The 16,815-nt window shown below is 62.5% G+C and carries 18 protein-coding genes; 13 read left to right on the forward strand and 5 right to left on the reverse strand.

Features of this window, described 5'->3' with window-relative positions:
- The 3 genes from MVA47_RS01595 to MVA47_RS01605 all read left to right on the forward strand — a co-directional run bounded on the left by MVA47_RS01595 (nt 1) and on the right by MVA47_RS01605 (nt 3,522).
- A complete protein-coding gene (locus tag MVA47_RS01595; RefSeq protein ID WP_030174657.1) occupies nt 1-1,314 on the forward strand; it encodes an acyl-CoA dehydrogenase family protein in 1,314 nt (437 codons plus the stop codon).
- Between the two features lie 218 nt (nt 1,315-1,532).
- Nucleotides 1,533-1,772: a hypothetical protein gene (locus MVA47_RS01600; protein WP_247206396.1), complete on the forward strand. Its 240-nt coding sequence runs from the start codon at nt 1,533-1,535 to the stop codon at nt 1,770-1,772.
- Nucleotides 1,773-2,331: 559 nt separating this feature from the next.
- Nucleotides 2,332-3,522, forward strand: a complete 1,191-nt coding sequence (locus tag MVA47_RS01605; RefSeq protein ID WP_030174673.1) for a hypothetical protein — start codon at nt 2,332-2,334, stop codon at nt 3,520-3,522.
- Between the two features lie 707 nt (nt 3,523-4,229).
- Here MVA47_RS01605 and MVA47_RS01610 read toward each other — a convergent pair.
- From MVA47_RS01610 to MVA47_RS01630, 5 genes are read right to left on the reverse strand one after another with little or no spacing between them, the layout of a single operon-like run.
- Nucleotides 4,230-5,516, reverse strand: a complete 1,287-nt coding sequence (locus MVA47_RS01610) for a hypothetical protein (protein WP_030174681.1) — start codon at nt 5,514-5,516, stop codon at nt 4,230-4,232.
- Nucleotides 5,513-6,622, reverse strand: coding sequence for an AAA family ATPase (locus tag MVA47_RS01615; RefSeq protein WP_051722003.1), 1,110 nt, complete (start codon nt 6,620-6,622; stop codon nt 5,513-5,515). Before MVA47_RS01615 ends, MVA47_RS01610 begins: the two co-directional genes overlap by 4 nt.
- Complete coding sequence (locus MVA47_RS01620; protein ID WP_030174687.1) at nt 6,612-7,166, reverse strand: hypothetical protein; 555 nt, start codon at nt 7,164-7,166, stop codon at nt 6,612-6,614. The genes MVA47_RS01615 and MVA47_RS01620 overlap by 11 nt, the downstream gene beginning before the upstream one ends.
- Entirely contained in the window at nt 7,163-9,316 is a 2,154-nt protein-coding gene (locus MVA47_RS01625; RefSeq protein ID WP_033336185.1) for a hypothetical protein, read from the reverse strand. The genes MVA47_RS01620 and MVA47_RS01625 overlap by 4 nt, the downstream gene beginning before the upstream one ends.
- Nucleotides 9,313-10,380: a DNA adenine methylase gene (locus tag MVA47_RS01630; RefSeq protein WP_030174697.1), complete on the reverse strand. Its 1,068-nt coding sequence runs from the start codon at nt 10,378-10,380 to the stop codon at nt 9,313-9,315. The genes MVA47_RS01625 and MVA47_RS01630 overlap by 4 nt, the downstream gene beginning before the upstream one ends.
- A gap of 176 nt (nt 10,381-10,556) precedes the next feature.
- On the opposite strand from MVA47_RS01630, the gene MVA47_RS01635 reads away from it, so the two are divergent.
- The 10 genes from MVA47_RS01635 to MVA47_RS01680 all read left to right on the forward strand — a co-directional run.
- Complete coding sequence (locus MVA47_RS01635; RefSeq protein ID WP_081907085.1) at nt 10,557-10,772, forward strand: helix-turn-helix transcriptional regulator; 216 nt, start codon at nt 10,557-10,559, stop codon at nt 10,770-10,772.
- 817 nt (nt 10,773-11,589) lie between these two features.
- A complete protein-coding gene (locus MVA47_RS01640) occupies nt 11,590-11,760 on the forward strand; it encodes a hypothetical protein (protein WP_156045726.1) in 171 nt (56 codons plus the stop codon).
- Between the two features lie 13 nt (nt 11,761-11,773).
- A complete protein-coding gene (locus tag MVA47_RS01645; protein ID WP_033336183.1) occupies nt 11,774-12,046 on the forward strand; it encodes a hypothetical protein in 273 nt (90 codons plus the stop codon).
- Between the two features lie 35 nt (nt 12,047-12,081).
- Entirely contained in the window at nt 12,082-12,444 is a 363-nt protein-coding gene (locus MVA47_RS01650) for a hypothetical protein (RefSeq protein ID WP_030174700.1), read from the forward strand.
- Between the two features lie 88 nt (nt 12,445-12,532).
- Nucleotides 12,533-14,233, forward strand: a complete 1,701-nt coding sequence (locus tag MVA47_RS01655; RefSeq protein ID WP_051722002.1) for a ParB N-terminal domain-containing protein — start codon at nt 12,533-12,535, stop codon at nt 14,231-14,233.
- Between the two features lie 493 nt (nt 14,234-14,726).
- Complete coding sequence (locus tag MVA47_RS01660) at nt 14,727-14,936, forward strand: hypothetical protein (RefSeq protein WP_030174714.1); 210 nt, start codon at nt 14,727-14,729, stop codon at nt 14,934-14,936.
- Nucleotides 14,937-15,326: 390 nt separating this feature from the next.
- Nucleotides 15,327-15,761, forward strand: a complete 435-nt coding sequence (locus tag MVA47_RS01665) for a hypothetical protein (RefSeq protein WP_030174717.1) — start codon at nt 15,327-15,329, stop codon at nt 15,759-15,761.
- A 70-nt stretch (nt 15,762-15,831) separates the two neighbouring features.
- The gene (locus MVA47_RS01670) at nt 15,832-16,182 is read left to right on the forward strand and encodes a hypothetical protein (protein ID WP_051722001.1); all 351 of its coding nucleotides are present in this window, start codon (nt 15,832-15,834) and stop codon (nt 16,180-16,182) included.
- A 53-nt stretch (nt 16,183-16,235) separates the two neighbouring features.
- Complete coding sequence (locus tag MVA47_RS01675; RefSeq protein ID WP_030174723.1) at nt 16,236-16,556, forward strand: hypothetical protein; 321 nt, start codon at nt 16,236-16,238, stop codon at nt 16,554-16,556.
- Between the two features lie 75 nt (nt 16,557-16,631).
- Nucleotides 16,632-16,815, forward strand: a 184-nt coding sequence (locus MVA47_RS01680) for a hypothetical protein (protein WP_247206397.1), incomplete at its 3' end; no start/stop codon positions are given.

Genomic DNA, 16,815 nt, shown 5'->3' on the forward strand with positions numbered 1-16,815 from the left:
ATGCCCATTGACTTCGATCTCTCGGAACAACAGAAGAAGCTCAAGTATCAGGCACGCGAGTTCGCCACAGACGTACTGCGTCCGGTCGCCGAATATGCTGACGCCCTTAGTGATCCGCAAGAGGCCTTCGCCGCGATGCGGCCGGTGTACGAGGTGGCGGCCGAACTCGGTTTCACCACCATGTTCCTGCCCCGTGAATACGGTGGCGGCGGCGCGTCGAACGTCGACTTCCTCGTCGCCATCGAAGAACTGTGCGCTGTGGACCCCGGATTTCCCACGATCCTGCTGGTGAACGGACTGGCGCTGATGCCGATCCTGTGGCTCGGTAGCGACGAACAACGCGAGAAATGGCTCGGCAGAGCCACTTCGGACACCGACGGATCATTCCTCGCCGGCTGGGTGGTCAGCGAACGCGGTGGTACCGCCAACTTCGATCACCCCAACCCGACGGCCGGGATCCAACTCCTGGCCGACCAGACCGCAACGGGCGACTACACTCTCAACGGCGAGAAGCACTGGCCATGCAACTCAGGCGGTTGGGATCTGCACGGAGCCGACATCAACGTCTGCGTCGCACGCACCGACCGGACAAAAGGAGGCGCCGGCGGCTTGAGCGTCTTCATCGTCGAACGCGGCACTCCCGGAATTGACTACGAGGTCATCGATAAGATGGCCCACCGCACGTGTCAGAACGTCACCATGACTTTTCGCGATGTCGCTGTCCCCGAGCAGAACATCCTGGCCCGCGGCGAGGGGGACCTGCTCATCAACCGCAACTTCACCTGGTCCTCCCCGATCGCGAGCATCGCAGCGGTCGGGGTCGCCCGCAGCGCCTACGACTTCGCGTTGAAATGGGCCAAAACCTACACCGGCGGCGGCACCTCCCCGATCATCAACCACCAGGCCGTCGGAAACCTGCTCACCGAGATCGCCGGCCGCATCGAGGCCGGCCGCTACTTCAGCTGGAAAGCCGCACACTACATGGACAAACACGCCGGCCAGGGCCACGCCCTGGGCGGGATGAACAAGACGTTCTGCGGTGACCTCATGCAGAGCGTGGTCTACGACTGCATGCGCATCGTCGGCGTCAACGCCCTCGACCAGCGATTTCCACTCGCCAAGGCGTACCGCGAAGCGGCCGTCTTCCCACTCTACGATGCCGGCAACCTCGCCATGCAACGTCGCCGCGCCTGGGGCGTAATGACGGACAAGTCCTTCACCCCAGATACGTTCGTCGACAGCGAGCCGCTCGAGTTCACACGATCGATGCAGGGATTCGGTGTCCAGACCACTCATCGTGAATCCGAAACCTGACAAGGACTTGACGCATTGCAGCACAACAAATCACGCCGATCACAATGATTATGTCAAGTAAACTTGACACGGCGCTGGCCAGGCGGACGTTCGTGAACTGGTGCTGATGGGTCACCCGTGCACTACCTCCCACTGGGCTAGAAGTAAACTTGACAACGTGCTGGTGAGGCTGGTTGTCGGCCAGCTGTGGTGTCATGGGTCTGTGGTGCTGAACCGCCATGAAACCGTACGTGGCCTTCACCTCGATCTCCCGGGCAGCAGCCGCAACCGGCATGGCAGCTGGCCCAGCCGCACCCGTCGCGGTCAAACTGATCGACCCCATCCCGACAGTCGACCTCTACCTCGTGTGGTGCTCCACGACCACGAACCCGGCTGTCAACGCCTTCATCGACTGCATGGACGACACCACTACGTACAACCGGCCAGCAAAATCGCCACTCGCTCCATCGACGACCTAGTTCTCGCGGGATATGGGACGAGCGCCTATGCAGATCCCCGGGCTGACCCAGGGATCTCGACAGCAAAGTGAGTGCGCAGTGCGATTACGTCGCCAGCCCGCGAAACCTATTGATATGCAATATATTTCGTGTGCCGATAAGATACCTTATGTCAAGTAATCTTGACAACGTGCTGGTGTGAGCGCCTCGTGCCTTCTGCGAGCGTGTCCGCTGACCATCGCTTGCGAGCGCTAGAGCGCGGATGGCTGCTCGTCCGCGAGGCGAGCCGCGGCTCTCCCGTTTTCATTCATCGACGACTGACTCGATCATTTGTGACAAGGCGGCGTGAAGAAGCCGCCGATGCGGTCGACCTCGCCGGCGAGATTGATCTGGGAAAGCCCATGGCGTCAGCGCCTCGCCGCCTGCGACCTGGAGGCCGCCGGTAACAATGAGTGACCCTGCGCCAGACGGAAGGTCGACAACTCGTGGAGAGACGACACTTCGTCGGATGTCGGTGTGGGTTGTCTCTCGGTACTAGTCAACTAGTAACGCGCCGCAGGTCGTGTTATAGCGTCCTGGCATGGCCAAGTACCCAAGAGTTCGAGAGCAGCACATTGCCGTCTTCGGCGAGAGCGGGTCGGGCAAGACTGTTCTGGTTTCGTCGTTCTTCGGCCCGACCCAGGAGGGGTCGTACAAGAACGATCTCTGGGATCTCGTAGCTGATGACACCGGCCAGGGGGTGCGGCTCTACCAGAATTACCTCGGCATGCGGGACCGATCGACTGCGCCGATGCAAACCCGTTTCAAGGCCACGACCTACTATTTCTCGGTCAAACTTAAAGGGGGAGACAACGACGCAGCCAAGAAGAGGCCCTTCGATGTCCTCCGGCTCGCGTGGCACGACTATCCGGGCGAATGGTTCGAAGCTGAGCCCAGTAGCTCGGAAGAACACAACCGGCGAACCGACAACTTCCGTTCTCTGCTTCGGTCCGACGTCGCACTTTTGCTGGTAGACGGGCAGAAGCTGCTTGATTACCGCGGCGAAGAAGAGCGGTATCTTGCGTCTCTGATGGCGAACTTCCGTCAAGGGCTTCTGCGACTCAAGGACGACCTGTTGAAGGACGGGCCCATCATCGAGTTCCCCCGGGTGTGGATCTTAGCCTTGTCGAAAGCTGATCTGTTTCCAGACTGGGACGTCGACACATTTCGTGATCTGGTCATCCTCAAGGCAGCAGAGGACGTCGAACGCCTTCGATCGACCGTTGCCGGATTCATCGAGACTCCTGCTGCTCTGTCTATCGGGGAAGACTTCATGCTGCTCTCATCTGCCAAGTTCGAACTCAAGTCCAACGGTCCGCAGACGCTCGACATCGACCTCACGCAACGCGTTGGTCTCGATCTCGTCCTTCCGGTGGCGTCTCTTCTCCCGCTGGAACGCCGGGTGCAGTGGCACGAGAGGTTTGACATCCCCCGCAAGGTGCTCGACTCGCTCGCCGACGGTGCCGAGTTGCTGGCAGCTGGCCTAGCCGGAGGGAAATTCGCACCGGTCGATAAGTTTCTGGCCAGGATGGCAAAGGTAGACAGGGGAGGCAAGGTCGCCGCCATGGCGGTGCCAATCCTGGCAAAAGCAGTCCAGTTGGCAGGGCCGGAACTTAAGAAGATGAACGAGCAGGCCCGAGCGCAGCACGACTACCTGAGAGCGACACTGACGCAGTTCAAGCGGGACCTCGAGCAGGGAGTCATCGACAAAGTGATCAGGAACCCAAAGTGAATGCCACGTACCCCGATAGCGTGATTTGGGCCACTCGTGGTCGCACCTGGGGCTTTCGGTTTCTTCTGGATGCCGGACTCAGCGATCCGCTCGCGGACTACGAACGCGCTTTCGGAGATCTTCGAGACGCGCCGACCGCGTGGCGCCGCCAAAACGGCCAAGTCGCGCTGCGCTTTCCAGATCCGCTTGGGCGTCAAGACTCAGCAGGCCGTGTGATCCCCCACGAGTTCGTCCTTCTCGGCCACCTCGCTGCCACCGTAGACTCCGTCGAGGACGGTCTGAATAGGGTGTGGCCGTTGGTGTCTGAGATGTACGCGCGCGTCTGGGAGACCCCCAACCCATCGAATGGCTGACAGCTCCTTGTCGCCCGGGTTTGCCTCGAGTGGCTTGTGGGGAAGGCTGGCCTGGTGACGTTCTGGGACTGTGGCGGTTGACCACGGGCCAGGCGAGAGGCATCAGATCGCCGTGGACAGCCGCCTCGCCAGTAACCGCGGCGACCGTGACACGAATGCAACTGGTCTCGATCGTTTCGACCACCGGCCCATGATGAACATCGACAACCCCGGCTCCAGTTGGCAGTACACGAACCTTCACCCATCGCGGGCACCGAATGGTTCTACGAACTCGCTCAGCCCCAACTACCTACCGGCCGCATGAGCGCGAGGCCGGCCAGTTGCGTCCTGCTGATGCGGGCCAGACCTCCTGTCTCAGCTGCGCGGATTGCCTGTGCGCGATCCTAACGCTAGGCGAGCACCCGTGATGAGCGTGTCAAACCCGCCTCTCTGGGAGAGCCCCTGCATTTGGACCTCAAAGCCTTCGACAGTGAGGTCATCGACCTCGACCTCGTCGAAACGCTGCCACTCCCCTAGTGGCAAATGGTCAGGAGAGTGCAACGCCGGGTACAAGAGACACATCTTCTTCGCCTTGGTGGCGCGCAAAAACGCCAATGACTCGTAGAGATCGCCCGAACTTATCCGAAGCGAGCGATCGTGCCGAGACTTATATTTGGCGTCGAGCAGGAAGGACACCGTGTTACCGGACATCGGCGAAATATCGGGCTTCACGTACACCGGATCCGTTCCGCGGTGGCCGAGCACCCATCGCTTCTGGCCAAATACTTGGTGATCTGGCATCGCTCGGCGCACTAGCTCCTCGCATAGAGCCTCCCAGGCCGACCAAGTTGACAGAACGAAGCCCGGACCAGTGAACACACCTTCGTCGAGGTTAATTCCGAGGCCCTCGATAATCAGTTTCGCTAAGTCGTAGGGTTGCTGCCAATTCTGATGGCGCTGAGGCAACGGCGCGAATGCGGCTGGTGGCTTGGACTGTGGACCGATCTTCCGTCCTAGATGCTGCAATTGAGCCTGCGTGTCGCCATCCGCAACCTCAGAGGTCAACATCTCTACCCCAGTAGCCAGCGTGGCGTTGAAGGGGTTCTGCCGGGTCAGCTCCAGGCGAGTCACTCCGAAACCGTCGGCGTCCGGGAGGAAAATGCTCTGCCAGTCCACTTCCCCGTCGATCGCGAACTCCGTCCTCCGAACACGACGGTAACCGCGGATCGGCCGGCGCTCGTTTTCGGCACACCACTTCAGGAGCGAGCGAGCGATGAGTGTCCCGAGATCGCCGCGCTCTTGGGTTCCCGCAGAGATCTCGTCGTGGAGGAGCAAGTGGCCGGTCTTGACCAAGACGGCCAGCAGGAAGAAGTCTGCGCGCCAAGAGCTGGTTGATGGATCGAGAAACTTGGGCACGACCTCCAGTTCCACACGCGAGTTGAGCCGCAGCAGGCCAGCCACGCCGTCTGCTTTCCATGCGCCGGCGTTTGACACCGTGATGGGATCATCGTCGTATCCGAGGAGGTAGCGGATGCGGTCGTTGAGCTCTTGGAGCTGCACAAGTACGTCTCCATCGGAGATCTCGCTGTGCATCGCGATCTCCTGGGTCGTTCCAGGTCTCTCCCCAAGCTCTTGTAAAACCAGCCGCTTGACTGCGGTCATTCGGTGCCGATGAGTCTTAAGAGCCTGTAGAGTTCCGCCGAGTCTGGCCGGAGGGGCCCTGTGATGCGCCGAACTGTCTGACCCGCGAACGTGGATTCACGCAACGAGTAGGGACTCTTAGTGTTTTCGGCGCGGAGCACGTCGGAGATTGCGCGAGTGTTGCCATAGAACACCTCGTCGACGTGACCGCGGAGAGTGGCCCATGCGGTGGCTACGTACTCCTGAGCCGCCCCGATGTTCACCAAATCGGCGGGCGCGTGCATGAGCGCCCCGTGTCCGAGTTGGTACGCTTGCCCGCGTCCGAGCAGGATCTGCTCGTTGATTCTTTGGAATGACTGTGCAAGGGCTTCGTAGTAGTCCGTCGCCCGGCTCGGTATGTCGGTCAACGGGACTGCGGCACCGAGCCCGAAGTGAGCGCGGAGCACGGACTCGTCGGGCTCAAGCCTGTGGATGTGGAAGCGGCGAAGGAACGCGACGTCGAGTGGTTCCACACTAGTGTCAGCCTCATTCATGGCGGCGAGGATGTAAAGGTCGTTAGGAAGTGCGAACGATTCGTGGCTACCGGTGTCGCCGAGGATTTCAAAGAACTGTGTCGTACTGGTGGGCTTTCGATCGGTTGGAAGCCTCTTATCCGCCTCCAACCCGACCAGAGCGCTGCCGAAGGCAGCAACGGCAGGGCCACGGTTAATCTCATCGACCAGAACTAGTGTTGCATTGCCGTCGTGGCCCGCCTTCAGCGCGGCCCTGTGGAGCGTTCCGCTCGTCACCTCGAAGGCGCCAGCCTGTCCGATTTTCGGCACAAGTCCCCGCATAAAGTCGCGGTATTTAGTGTTTTGGTCGAAGACTGTCTGGAACACTTCGCGGCTGACGTCTTGGCTCGGACTCGGGAACCAGTCAGGGATAGGACCGGATGAAGCTGGGATCGGAATACGTCCGGTCGGGGCACTGCCTGTTTGGCCTTGGTCCCACTTGAACAGCTCGCGAACCTCGTTGAGCAGGCGAGACTTCCCGGTCCCCGGAGGGCCTGCGATAATGACATTCTTGCGCACCGCTAGGGCCTTGAGAACGGCCCGGGCTTCCGGGCTGATGTTCGACTCAATCGGCATGGCAGTAGCCGCTTCCTTTAACAAAATCGTAATAGCCCTGGACCGTACGGTTCCCGTCCCGGGCAGCGGCAGAGGCCATACATGCGACGATCTGGCTACTGACCTCAATTGCCCACTCGCCCAGTGCGCTTTCGTATGCGTAGTCGCATCTGACCGTACCGTCGTCGAATTTGCTGAACACCACAAAGACGCGGCCCTGATCCGTTTTAGGGAGCTGGCCGCCAAGTGCGGGGCTTGCGTGGATCCTGGAGATGCGGTCTTCAGTTGGACGAGAGGACGTTGGCGGCCAGTACTCGAGCTCAGTCGTCTGGGCGACTTCGTTCTTATCCAGATACGTCACACGCGCAACGCGGATCTGCTTACCTCCTCGTCCCACCCCGTCCTCGGTGAAAATACGATGCATGATCGAGCGGAACGTTTTCCACGGGAGACGCAGGTCGCGGGCGCCGCCGCCTGTCTTCGAATCGTTGGACTCAGCGACGAGCTTGCGGAGGTCGCCGGCGACGACCTCCTTGTAGACAAACAGAACTGGGCGAACACTCATACCAAACCTTTCACAGCGAATTCGGCGGGGACGTATGGAGTCGCCCCGGCCATCCGCGCCCCGCGTGCCCGGTCCAGGCTTGGGTGAGGAACGGCCAAAATGCGCGCGAGTTCAGCAAGCACGCAGTCGGCGGTGACCGTGGATCGCGCTTCACCCTCAAGCGGGGGTTGACCGCGGTCCAATAGCGGAAAGTCACGGAGCACGATCTCTAGGTCGCCGACGTCCAAGCCCCAACTCGCGGCAACAAGAGCATCTGAACGTGCCCGCCACTGCCCCACCTGCCAAACATCGACAGTGGGATCCCCTTCAGCTGCGGTCAACAGCCGAGCAAGGGCAACTAGCTCGCGCCCTACGTCGGCGTTTTCGTCAATATGGGGTAAGCACAACGTATCGAGCAAGAAGAAGTTGACCGTGGTGGTCACTATGCGGCGCAGCATCCAATCGACGACCAAGGAGTTGGCCAGCGCGAGAAACAGATCCTCACGGTCAACGGCACCGTCTTCAAATGAAATCGTGGGGACTTTGTTCCCGCATACAACGCCGTCTGGAATCCGAGCTGCTAGGAGCGAACGCTCGTTCGTCTGGCCGGTGATGTCACAGAACCCGATGCGTGATCGTAATGTGCGTTGTATCGTCCCGGGATGGATGGCGTCTAGGGAAACGTGCCACTGCGCCCTAAGAGCGTTCTCCGACAATGGTTCAGGGTTCCAGATGGCAGATCTCCCCTCGCCGGATCGATAGCTTTTTGCCCGCCACCGGTACTGGCTGACATGCCGACCTTCCAGTAGCGGCAGTGCTGCGTTGCCACGTTTACGACGAAAATCCTTACGGTTTAGGGTCATATCAATCTCACGGCGGTAAGTCGGGCTCCACGGGCCGTTCGGATCTCCCACGGTGACAGCATTGTTCGCTAGGCGGGAGTACAGCTCCCACTCTTGTGCGGTGCGAACCTCGGGGATGGTCCAGTCTGGCCTGACCTTTGCCAGCTGAGCTCGGCTGAGCTTGACCGATTTCGCGGGCAGAGTGCCGGTCCGATCCGCAACTTTCAACTCGATGGCCTTCTTGCGCCCCTTGCCGATCTTGGCCACGACGGAGAGAAATTTGAACCGGGTGTCGATTGCGAAGTGTTTGGCACGGTTTTCGATTACGGAGATAGACAAGCTTTGTGCCATCGAGTTGAGCTCGCGGCGCAAGCTCTCAGTGCCCTGGGACCTGATCAATCCCGCGGGCAGGAGCAACGCCAGGACACCGTCCTCGCTTGCGACGCCCATTCCCAGTTCAAGGAAGAGCTTGTAGAGGTCATGCTCGCCGCGGCCTTGAAGCCGCGTCCCAGAGGCAACTTCTTCGATATACGTAACCAGCCGGGACCGATCGGGCGCGAGATCGTCGTCGCGTTCGAAGCTTTGACCGTAGGCACGGACGGCGCCAGCGCTTTTCGCCGCTTCATGGCGCGATACCCGGAGCTTCTCCCAAGGCGGATTTCCTATAACTAAGGCTGCGCCGGTCGGCGCGATCTTGGCCCATGTGCTGGCGCTTCGGAGGCTATCGTGGAGTAACAACCGGCTTGCGAAACCGCTAACGGCGTCGAGTTCACCCGTGAGGCTGGCGACGGAAAGAAGGGCCCCACGAAGGGCGTTCGCTGAGAGGTCCGCCCCGGTCAGGCGGTCGCGTATCAGGGAATCCCGGGCGGCGCCTGCAGGAACCTGTTGGGCAGCTGCGGCAAGCAGCATTCCCGAGCCGCACGCCGTGTCAACCCAAGGTCCATCAGCTGTAACCTCTGGCACGGCGGTGGCTGCGAGTAGCTCGGCGAGGCGCCAGTCCGTGTAATAGGCCCCTGTTGTGCGCTGCTGCGACGGCGGGAGCACCTCGCGGCTAAGCGCAGACAGCGCCGATGCCGTGGGGATACCCGTACCGGCGATGCTAGTGAGGATTTTGTCAGCCCAGGGGGTCGGATCTACGTCAAGACGGGACGAATCGACGCCCACCAGATCCCAGAAGCCGTCGAGGTTCCAGCCCCCGGATACGGCGGAAACAGCCTCCAGCACGGTGAGCCGCGCGGCGGTGCGGTTGCCATTGGGCAACACCTCTGCCGCGGCTGCGTTCAGCAGATGTTCAGTAGCCAAAAGCAAACGCTGCTCAAGGCTTTTCATGCGCGCGCCGCTGCGGGAGAAGGACGTCGCTTAGCCTGTTCGAACTGGATAGGCAGGACCTCGATGACGTACTCGTTAACGGCGGCGGCGTTGGCTGACGCCTGCGCGTTCGGGCGGTAGCGACCTATAGTCTTCACCTCGTGCACCGTCACCTTTCCAGCCTCACTTAACGCATTGATCAGCTGTTCCCGGGGGACGTGGCCCTCATTGCTGTAACTGAGCAAAACTTGTCGTGCAGTCGTGCCTAGGACTAGACGCGTTAGTGCGTCCAGAGCGCGAGTCTTGTAGCTAAAGTCCGACGCCTTGTCTCTCCACGGCCGAAGCCCGGTCACGCCACCGACTTCCGGAGAGTCGCCCGCGTGGATCGTCTCCAACACGTGGTAATACGCGCTGTACTGCCGCTTGGTGTATGGCGGATCGAAGTAGACAGTGTCCTCGGAGTTCGTGGGCAACAACGTGACGTCACCCACAACGGCGCGCAGGTCTGTAGTTCGCTGCGGCAGAACCCGTTCCTGGACCACCACCGGCCGAAGGGCAGTCGCCGACCAGTTTTTCAAAAAGCAACCGTAAGTGCCGGAGATATTAGCGACTCTGTTGGCGGCCCGAAGAAGATCGGCCAGCAGAAGTTCCTCCTCGACCTTCGTCAAAAGTCCTGCGCCTGACCAAGATCGAATCTGAGCGCGCATAGCGTCTAGGCGGGCCGCGTTCTCCTCAGTAAAATAGCGGCGTTCAACTTTACCAGCGGCTCCCGACGCCGGACTGTACTCGGCATGAAGAAAACCAGGGTTCGCGCTGACCGCGTTGAGTGCACGGATGGTGGCTGCGTAGCCATTGAGGGCCGGAAACGACACATTGCCTTGCCCAACCGTCGCGCCCACGCTCATAGCGACGGCAGACGGCAACGTGTCGTTCAGTGTCACAGGCCAGCCCCGGGATGCTCCAACCGCGGCGACGGAGCCAGTTCCACAGAAGGCATCGACGAATCGTCCGCCTTGTGGGGCCCCAGCCAAGTCGAGGATCGCGTCCGCTACACGCGCTTTGCTACCGATGTAGCGAACTCCCACAGGCTCCTCCTTTATACCGCCCGCCCCATGTTCATCTAGGGCGAGCGCTGCCTTTCAACGTTAGCGGCCAAGGCCGACAGATCACGGAGCCTCGCGGAGCAAAAGTTACACGGCTGTGAGTGTATCAGCAGCTGATACACTCCTATGTTGACGGACCGACAGGAGAGGTCGCCGAGATGAGCGAGCGCGTCGCAGGTAGCAACCCCGGTGAGTGTATTCGGGAGGCGAGGAACGCCCGCACCTGGTCGCAGAGTCGACTAGCCAAACAGGCAGACGTTTCCCGTCCGACGATCGCACGTATAGAGGCAGGTCAGCACGTTCGTATGGGCACATTGGAGACCGTGGCGCAGGCTTTAGGACTGTCTTTGGAGATGGGACGGACCGAGGGGTAGACGTACTCGCGTGAGTCGCCACACTACGGCCGGTGTCCACACGGACTAACGTCATCGCGCGTGTCCTCGCGCCCGAAATCATTTACCCTCAGCTATCAATACGCCCAATAAGCCAAGCAGCGGGGACAACCTATCTCTCCCGAACTTGATGAACACCTCGATGCCAGCCGCGCCCGCCGCGCCAACGCGATCGAAAACGATCCCGAGAAGCAAGACCCTGATCGACGGGGTTGACCGATGAGTCACCAACATACCTAGAGCTACCGCAGCACCGGGCCCTCCCGCGGCTTAGCGCAGCTCCCGCACAATCGCGCCCAGCGTCCTCACGACCAGGCCCTCCCCGGCCGGCCACCACACTCCCCAGAGGTGGCCGGCCTTCTTACTTGCCCGCCGGCCAAAGACCAGCACCTCAAGATCGACGGCCGCATGCGGCCGCCGGCTGCCATCGACTAACCGACTTATCTCGAGTTCTGCAGCACTGTTCATGCTCCCAACGTAACCGGCCGGCAGGAAAGAATGCCCGCTGCGCGGTCACCTACTCGGAGCGCCTTCGGCGCACAGTGACACCGGCCTGGCGGCCGGAAAAGCCCTTTTGTCCTTCTGGCCGTCCGATTTTGACCGGCGTCGTCCGGCGCACAAGATCTGGCTCCGCTGCGCTCCGGCCTGGCGGCTCGGAAACTTTTTCAACCCGCACTCGCTGCGCTCCCTGAAAAACTTTCCGCCCACATCTTGTGCTCTGTCCTCCTATGCCGGTCTTTATCTCCCTTGCCAGAAGGGCAAAAAAGTTGGCGGACAAGACAACCCAGGGAGGCACGCCATGTTCTATGACCCGTTCGTTGCGATGGAGCACGTCTACAACCAAACGAAAATGCCCGGTGATCCGGCCTACGCAGATCTCGACGAGGCCACCAAGAGCGCATTGCTCGACCTCGCGATCGGCAGCCCCGAAGCACACCAGGCCGCCGCCACCGTTATTCGAATCCACTGAGAGGACCCCGGTTATGTCCACCACCAGCAGCCACCCCATCAGCGAACTGCAAGAGCTTCAGATGGTCGAGGAAAACCCCAACGCCGCGACCAACTACTACGCAGGCCCGTTCTGTAGCTGCGGCGACTACAGCTGCCCGCGGATGGAGAACCCCAACGCCCAGTGCGTCAACCTCGACCTCGGCACCACCGACTACGCAGGCGGCCGCGACCTCTGCGACTGCGGAGACCACCTCTGCGGCGGCACGAAAGACGGAAAGACCGACTGCGACCACGTCCAGCTCTAAAACTCCACCACCACAACCCCACCGGAAGGGACACCATGTCAATCAACCAGCTCCACACCGAAATCGACGCCCTGACCGTCGCAGCACCGAACTTCGCTGCCGTCCGCATGATCGCCGGTCTACGCGGAATCAGCTTCCACGAGGCCATGATTGCCCAGGCCCAAGAGTGGGCCACCGCGTTGGATGAGGCCATTGCCCGCGAAACCGCCGAGGCCGCGATGTACATCCGTCAGGGCGAATCAACCACTCACCCGAACCATCGTGCGGCCTGGCACACCGAAGCCACCAAACATTTTGACGAAGCTGCCCGACTGTCGAACGTGAGCGTGATCGCCGCCTGCATGCTCGCCGACGCCGACACCAATCCCATCGACCAGGCACCCACAGACCCCAGGTAGCGAAACCGCTTCTGGCCCATAAAGAAAAGCAGCCGGGCCGACTGATACTCGGCCCGGTTGCTTCTCACCCACAATAGGAGAAAACACCATGGGAAACAACAACACCGCAACCCTCACCCCCAGCGCTGAGACCGCCGCTACCGGCGAGCTGGTGCACGCCCACCCCGCCGAGGTCATCATCGATGACAACGTGCGCACCGACGCCACCCTGGACAAGGCATTCGTGGCCTCGATCGCCGCCCGGGGCGTGCTGTTGCCGGTCCTGGCCACCCGCGACGCCGATGGCACGTTGCGGGTGCGTGACGGGCAGCTGCGCACTCTCGCAGCCCGCGAGGCCGAACTGTCGAGCATCCCGGTCTACGTCATCAGTTCGGAGGCCGCCGACGACGCCGCGACCATCGAGCGGATCAGCGACCAGCTCCAAACCAACGAGCAACGCACCCAGTTGAACAACACCGACCGCGCCACGGCGTTTCAGCAGTTGCTCGACCTGGGACTGTCGCGCACCAAGATCGCCAAGACCACCAACACACCCAAAAAGACGGTGGATGCGGCCCTGGCCATCGCCGGATCCGCACACGCCATGGCGGCGGTCAACGACCTGCTCACCTTGGACCAGGGCGCGATCATCGCCGGATACGAAGCAGACGGCGACACCGACGCCGTCACCGAACTCTTGGAGGCCGCTACCGAGGGCCGGTTCGAACACAAGCACGCCGAGCTGGTCGAAAACGCCGACCAACGCGCAGCCCTGCGTGAAGGTTTGACGCACTGGCGGGACAAGGGCTTTCACGTCAGCGACGTACGCCCCCAACACCGCAGCGCCTGGATCGAGTTCTACAGCCTGGTCAACGCCGACACCGGGGAGAAGGTGACCGACGAGCAGCTCGACGACCTCACCCCCGAACACGTGCTGGCGTTCGTGGAGACCGACTACGAAGAGATCTACCTCAACGCCGCCGGTGAGCGAGTCGAGGAGGCGACGATCGATTGGAGCGTGCAGGACGAAGGCCTCGACGCCGTCGCGGCGGACGGCATGGTTGATTGCCGCCTGGTCACCGAGAAGCTGGAATGGAGCCCGTGCGTCACCTGGTACCACAACGATCCGGCCCGCGATGGCCTGGAAACAGCCAGCGAGAACCGGCAACGGAGCCGGTCAACGATGACCGATGTGCACCTGCCCGGCGATGCCCCCAGCCCTGCCGCTGGTGCCGCCCAGGACGCCGACGGCGAGAGCGCCCAGGACCGCGCCGACCGGATCGCCCGCGAGCGCGCCGACCGTGAGCGCGAACGTGAAGAGGCCGAGAAGCGTGAACGCCGCAAGGTCATCACGCTCAACAAGTTGGGTGTGGCCGCGCAGAAGGTGCGCCGGGACAAGCTCACCGAGGCCTTCGCCCGCAAGACCCTGCCCAAGGGCAAGGCTGCGGTGGTCGCAGCGTTCCTGGCGACCACGGTGTGGCGCAACGCTGATCTGTACAACGTGGCCCGCCAGGACGCCGGCGCCAAGAAGATCGCCGCCGAGCTGCTCGGCGGTGTCGATCCCATTGAGGCGCTCGACGGAGCAGCTGCCGAACGGGCGCAGCTGATCGCGTTGGCGATCACGTGCGCTGCGCACGAGGCTAACCTGCCCAAAGACGCGTGGCGCGGTGGCCACGAGTACCTGCGCAGCGTCGGTGATGCACGCACCCGCTACCTGCGGTTTCTCACCGAAGCGTTCGGATACACGCTCTCGGACATCGAGAAAGTGGTCACCGGTGATATGAAAGCTGACGAAATCGACATCAGCTAAAGGCAATCGGAGCGGGGCAGGTGAGACAACCTGTCCCGTTCCGGGCCCGTTGGTGTCTGGGATGGGCAATGTCAGTTCGTCCTGCTAACGTGCCCATCGAGAGCCTGGCCAACCGGACCATTCCCCCGGTCCTGGGACCACTCCCCCCGGTCCCGACACTATCTCCCCTGGTTGTGTCGTTGGCCAGGCTTCTCATCCCCCGCCCCCTCAGTCCGTGTCGGACCTGGCGGCCCGAGCTTCGCTGCTGGGGTCACCAAGGGGGCGCGCGCCTTCTCATGGTGGCTGGCCGGGGACCCCGACCTGTCAACCCACGCCCCGGCGGTGTCGCCCGTTCTCCGCTGCGCTGCGCCCGTGCGCTCCAACCACTTTCACACCCGCACTCGCTGCGCTCGCGTGAAAGTGGCTTCCGGCTGCCGGGACTCTTCGGGGTTGACAGGCCACCCCGCCCAGCCCGACTGCGAGGCGTCAGCGCCACCTACCGAAAGGGCCAATCATGAACGTCTACACCACCATCGACGGAGTTCAGTACGGACCACTGACCGTCACCAACGCCGAGCTGGTCCACCGAGTTGGACTCGTCGACGTCGAGATGGCAGACGGGTCGATATCGACCGCCCAGGCCTACCTGAGCCCCACCAAGACCCAGACGGTCGAGTTGTTCCCCCGCACGATCGGTTACTGGCGCCTCGAGGTAGCCCCCTAACCCCGGCCGCCGCCGGCCTGGCCCACCACCCAACGGGTGGTGGGCCTTTGTGCGTTCATCACGTCCGCGCGGCGAGCGGGAATGCCCGCTGCGCGGTCACCTGATCGGAAGCGCCTGCGGCTTACAGTGCCCGGCCTGGCGGCCGGTGTGTCTGGTTTTGTCCCTTCTGGCCGTCCGAGTGTGACCGGCGTCGTCCGCCACACAAGACCGCGGCTGCGGCCCTGCGGGCTCGGAAACTTTTCACACCCGTACTCGCTGCGCTCGCTGAAAACTTTCCGCCCGCGGTCTTGTGTTCTGTCCTCCTGAGCCGGTCCACCTCTCCCTTGCCAGAAGGGCAAAACAGTGGGTGGACACCAGGTCTGCCGCACCGACCCGAGGGAGACCCCAGTCATGGACATTGCCGAGATCGCCGATCACATCAACCCGCGCCGCGCCCAGCTCGCCGTCGCATCGGTCCTGGCCGTGCTCGGATCCGCCGAAGAGTGGCGCGGGGACCAACTGTCCTCCATCAACCACGAGATACAGCCCGCGTGGGCCGGAACCGGGCTGCCGCCCTATAGCGACCAAAGCGCTGAGGCGCTGGAGTTTTGGCGCAGCGCCGTCGACGCCGGAACCCCGGCCGAGGCACCCGACGCCCTGGCGGTGTGGGCCGATATCTTCGGCGGACTCGACGTGGCTGACGACATCGGCGGTGCGCTCACCTGCCTGGAAGCAGAAGCGACCGTGGCCGCGTTGCGGGCGGCTGGAAGCCCGACCGCTGCCGAGACGTTCCTGGCCGCGCACCTACGCCGCGACACCGCAGACGGCGAAGTACACACCCACTGACATAGGTGGGCGGGCCACCCCCCGACCCGGTGGCCCGCCTACCGCTCATCATCGACTGAAAGGCCCCGCCATGCCCAGCTTCATCGAGCTAGAGCTGTTCGCACGGTGCGTGCTCCCCGGCTGCGTTAACCCGATCGCCGAGCAAGGCGACGTCTGTGCGGACTGCACGCGGGCGTTCACCGGCTACCTGCGCGCCGGCACCCGCCCGCCGCTGACCGAGGCCGAGCAACACGACCGCGACCAGCAGGTCCGCGCCGCCCACCGCGCCCAGCTCACCGTGGCCGCCGCCGCAGCGGCCGCCGATCAGACCGGCGACACCATCACCCGAGCCAACCAACGGTGCTGGCTCTGCGAGCAGCGACGCACCTGCACCCGCGTCAGCGGGCAGTGGGAATGCCGCCACTGCCGCACCGTCACCTAGCCCACTGTCCCGAAATGTGCTGCGGCACAGACCCCCGATCCAGGAGAACCCTCATGAACGCCGTTGCCACGCTCACCCTCTCCGACGTCCACGCCACCGTTTCCCCAGACGGAGACACGTTCGTTCTGTGGTGGACCGACTACGTCGCGAACGAATGGACCGAAACACACCCCGACCTGGGCACCGCTCTGGCCCGCCGTGCTGCACCACTGCGTCACGCACGGGGAAGGCTTCGACGTCGAGCCCGGCGACTTCGTACCCGTCGCTACCGCGTTCCTGGACGCAAGCACCACCATGCCCGCTGCGCGGTCACCTCAACGGAGCGCCTGGCGGCGCGCGGTGATCGGCCTGCGGCCGAGATCCGCGTGACGTGACCGGCCTTCGGCACGGTCACGTTTTTGTCCTTCTGGCCTTCCGAGTGTGACCGGTTCGTCCGCCACTTCGAACAGGTGACTGCGCTGCGCTCCGGCCTTCGGCTCGAACACTTTTTCAACCCGCACTCGCTGCGCTCGCTGAAAAACTGTCCGATCACCTGCCACTCCGTTCTGTCCTCAGCCCGGTCCACCTCTCCACGCCAGCGCCTTCTTCTCCTTCTCTCCTTCTTCGTAGAAGGGCAGTTGGCGGACACCAGGT

Source organism: Williamsia sp. DF01-3 (assembly GCF_023051145.1).
Lineage (GTDB): Bacteria > Actinomycetota > Actinomycetes > Mycobacteriales > Mycobacteriaceae > Williamsia.

Coding starts and splice junctions, on each gene's coding strand:
- MVA47_RS01670 (WP_051722001.1), top strand. CDS start 15,832: ATGCCCAGCTTCATCGAGCTAGAGCTGTTCGCACGGTGCGTGCTCCCC.
- MVA47_RS01645 (WP_033336183.1), top strand. CDS start 11,774: ATGTCCACCACCAGCAGCCACCCCATCAGCGAACTGCAAGAGCTTCAG.
- MVA47_RS01655 (WP_051722002.1), top strand. CDS start 12,533: ATGGGAAACAACAACACCGCAACCCTCACCCCCAGCGCTGAGACCGCC.
- MVA47_RS01625 (WP_033336185.1), bottom strand. CDS start 9,316: ATGAAAAGCCTTGAGCAGCGTTTGCTTTTGGCTACTGAACATCTGCTG.
- MVA47_RS01640 (WP_156045726.1), top strand. CDS start 11,590: ATGTTCTATGACCCGTTCGTTGCGATGGAGCACGTCTACAACCAAACG.
- MVA47_RS01650 (WP_030174700.1), top strand. CDS start 12,082: ATGTCAATCAACCAGCTCCACACCGAAATCGACGCCCTGACCGTCGCA.
- MVA47_RS01610 (WP_030174681.1), bottom strand. CDS start 5,516: ATGACCGCAGTCAAGCGGCTGGTTTTACAAGAGCTTGGGGAGAGACCT.
- MVA47_RS01605 (WP_030174673.1), top strand. CDS start 2,332: ATGGCCAAGTACCCAAGAGTTCGAGAGCAGCACATTGCCGTCTTCGGC.
- MVA47_RS01665 (WP_030174717.1), top strand. CDS start 15,327: ATGGACATTGCCGAGATCGCCGATCACATCAACCCGCGCCGCGCCCAG.
- MVA47_RS01660 (WP_030174714.1), top strand. CDS start 14,727: ATGAACGTCTACACCACCATCGACGGAGTTCAGTACGGACCACTGACC.
- MVA47_RS01600 (WP_247206396.1), top strand. CDS start 1,533: ATGAAACCGTACGTGGCCTTCACCTCGATCTCCCGGGCAGCAGCCGCA.
- MVA47_RS01615 (WP_051722003.1), bottom strand. CDS start 6,622: ATGCCGATTGAGTCGAACATCAGCCCGGAAGCCCGGGCCGTTCTCAAG.
- MVA47_RS01595 (WP_030174657.1), top strand. CDS start 1: ATGCCCATTGACTTCGATCTCTCGGAACAACAGAAGAAGCTCAAGTAT.
- MVA47_RS01675 (WP_030174723.1), top strand. CDS start 16,236: ATGAACGCCGTTGCCACGCTCACCCTCTCCGACGTCCACGCCACCGTT.
- MVA47_RS01635 (WP_081907085.1), top strand. CDS start 10,557: ATGAGCGAGCGCGTCGCAGGTAGCAACCCCGGTGAGTGTATTCGGGAG.
- MVA47_RS01620 (WP_030174687.1), bottom strand. CDS start 7,166: ATGAGTGTTCGCCCAGTTCTGTTTGTCTACAAGGAGGTCGTCGCCGGC.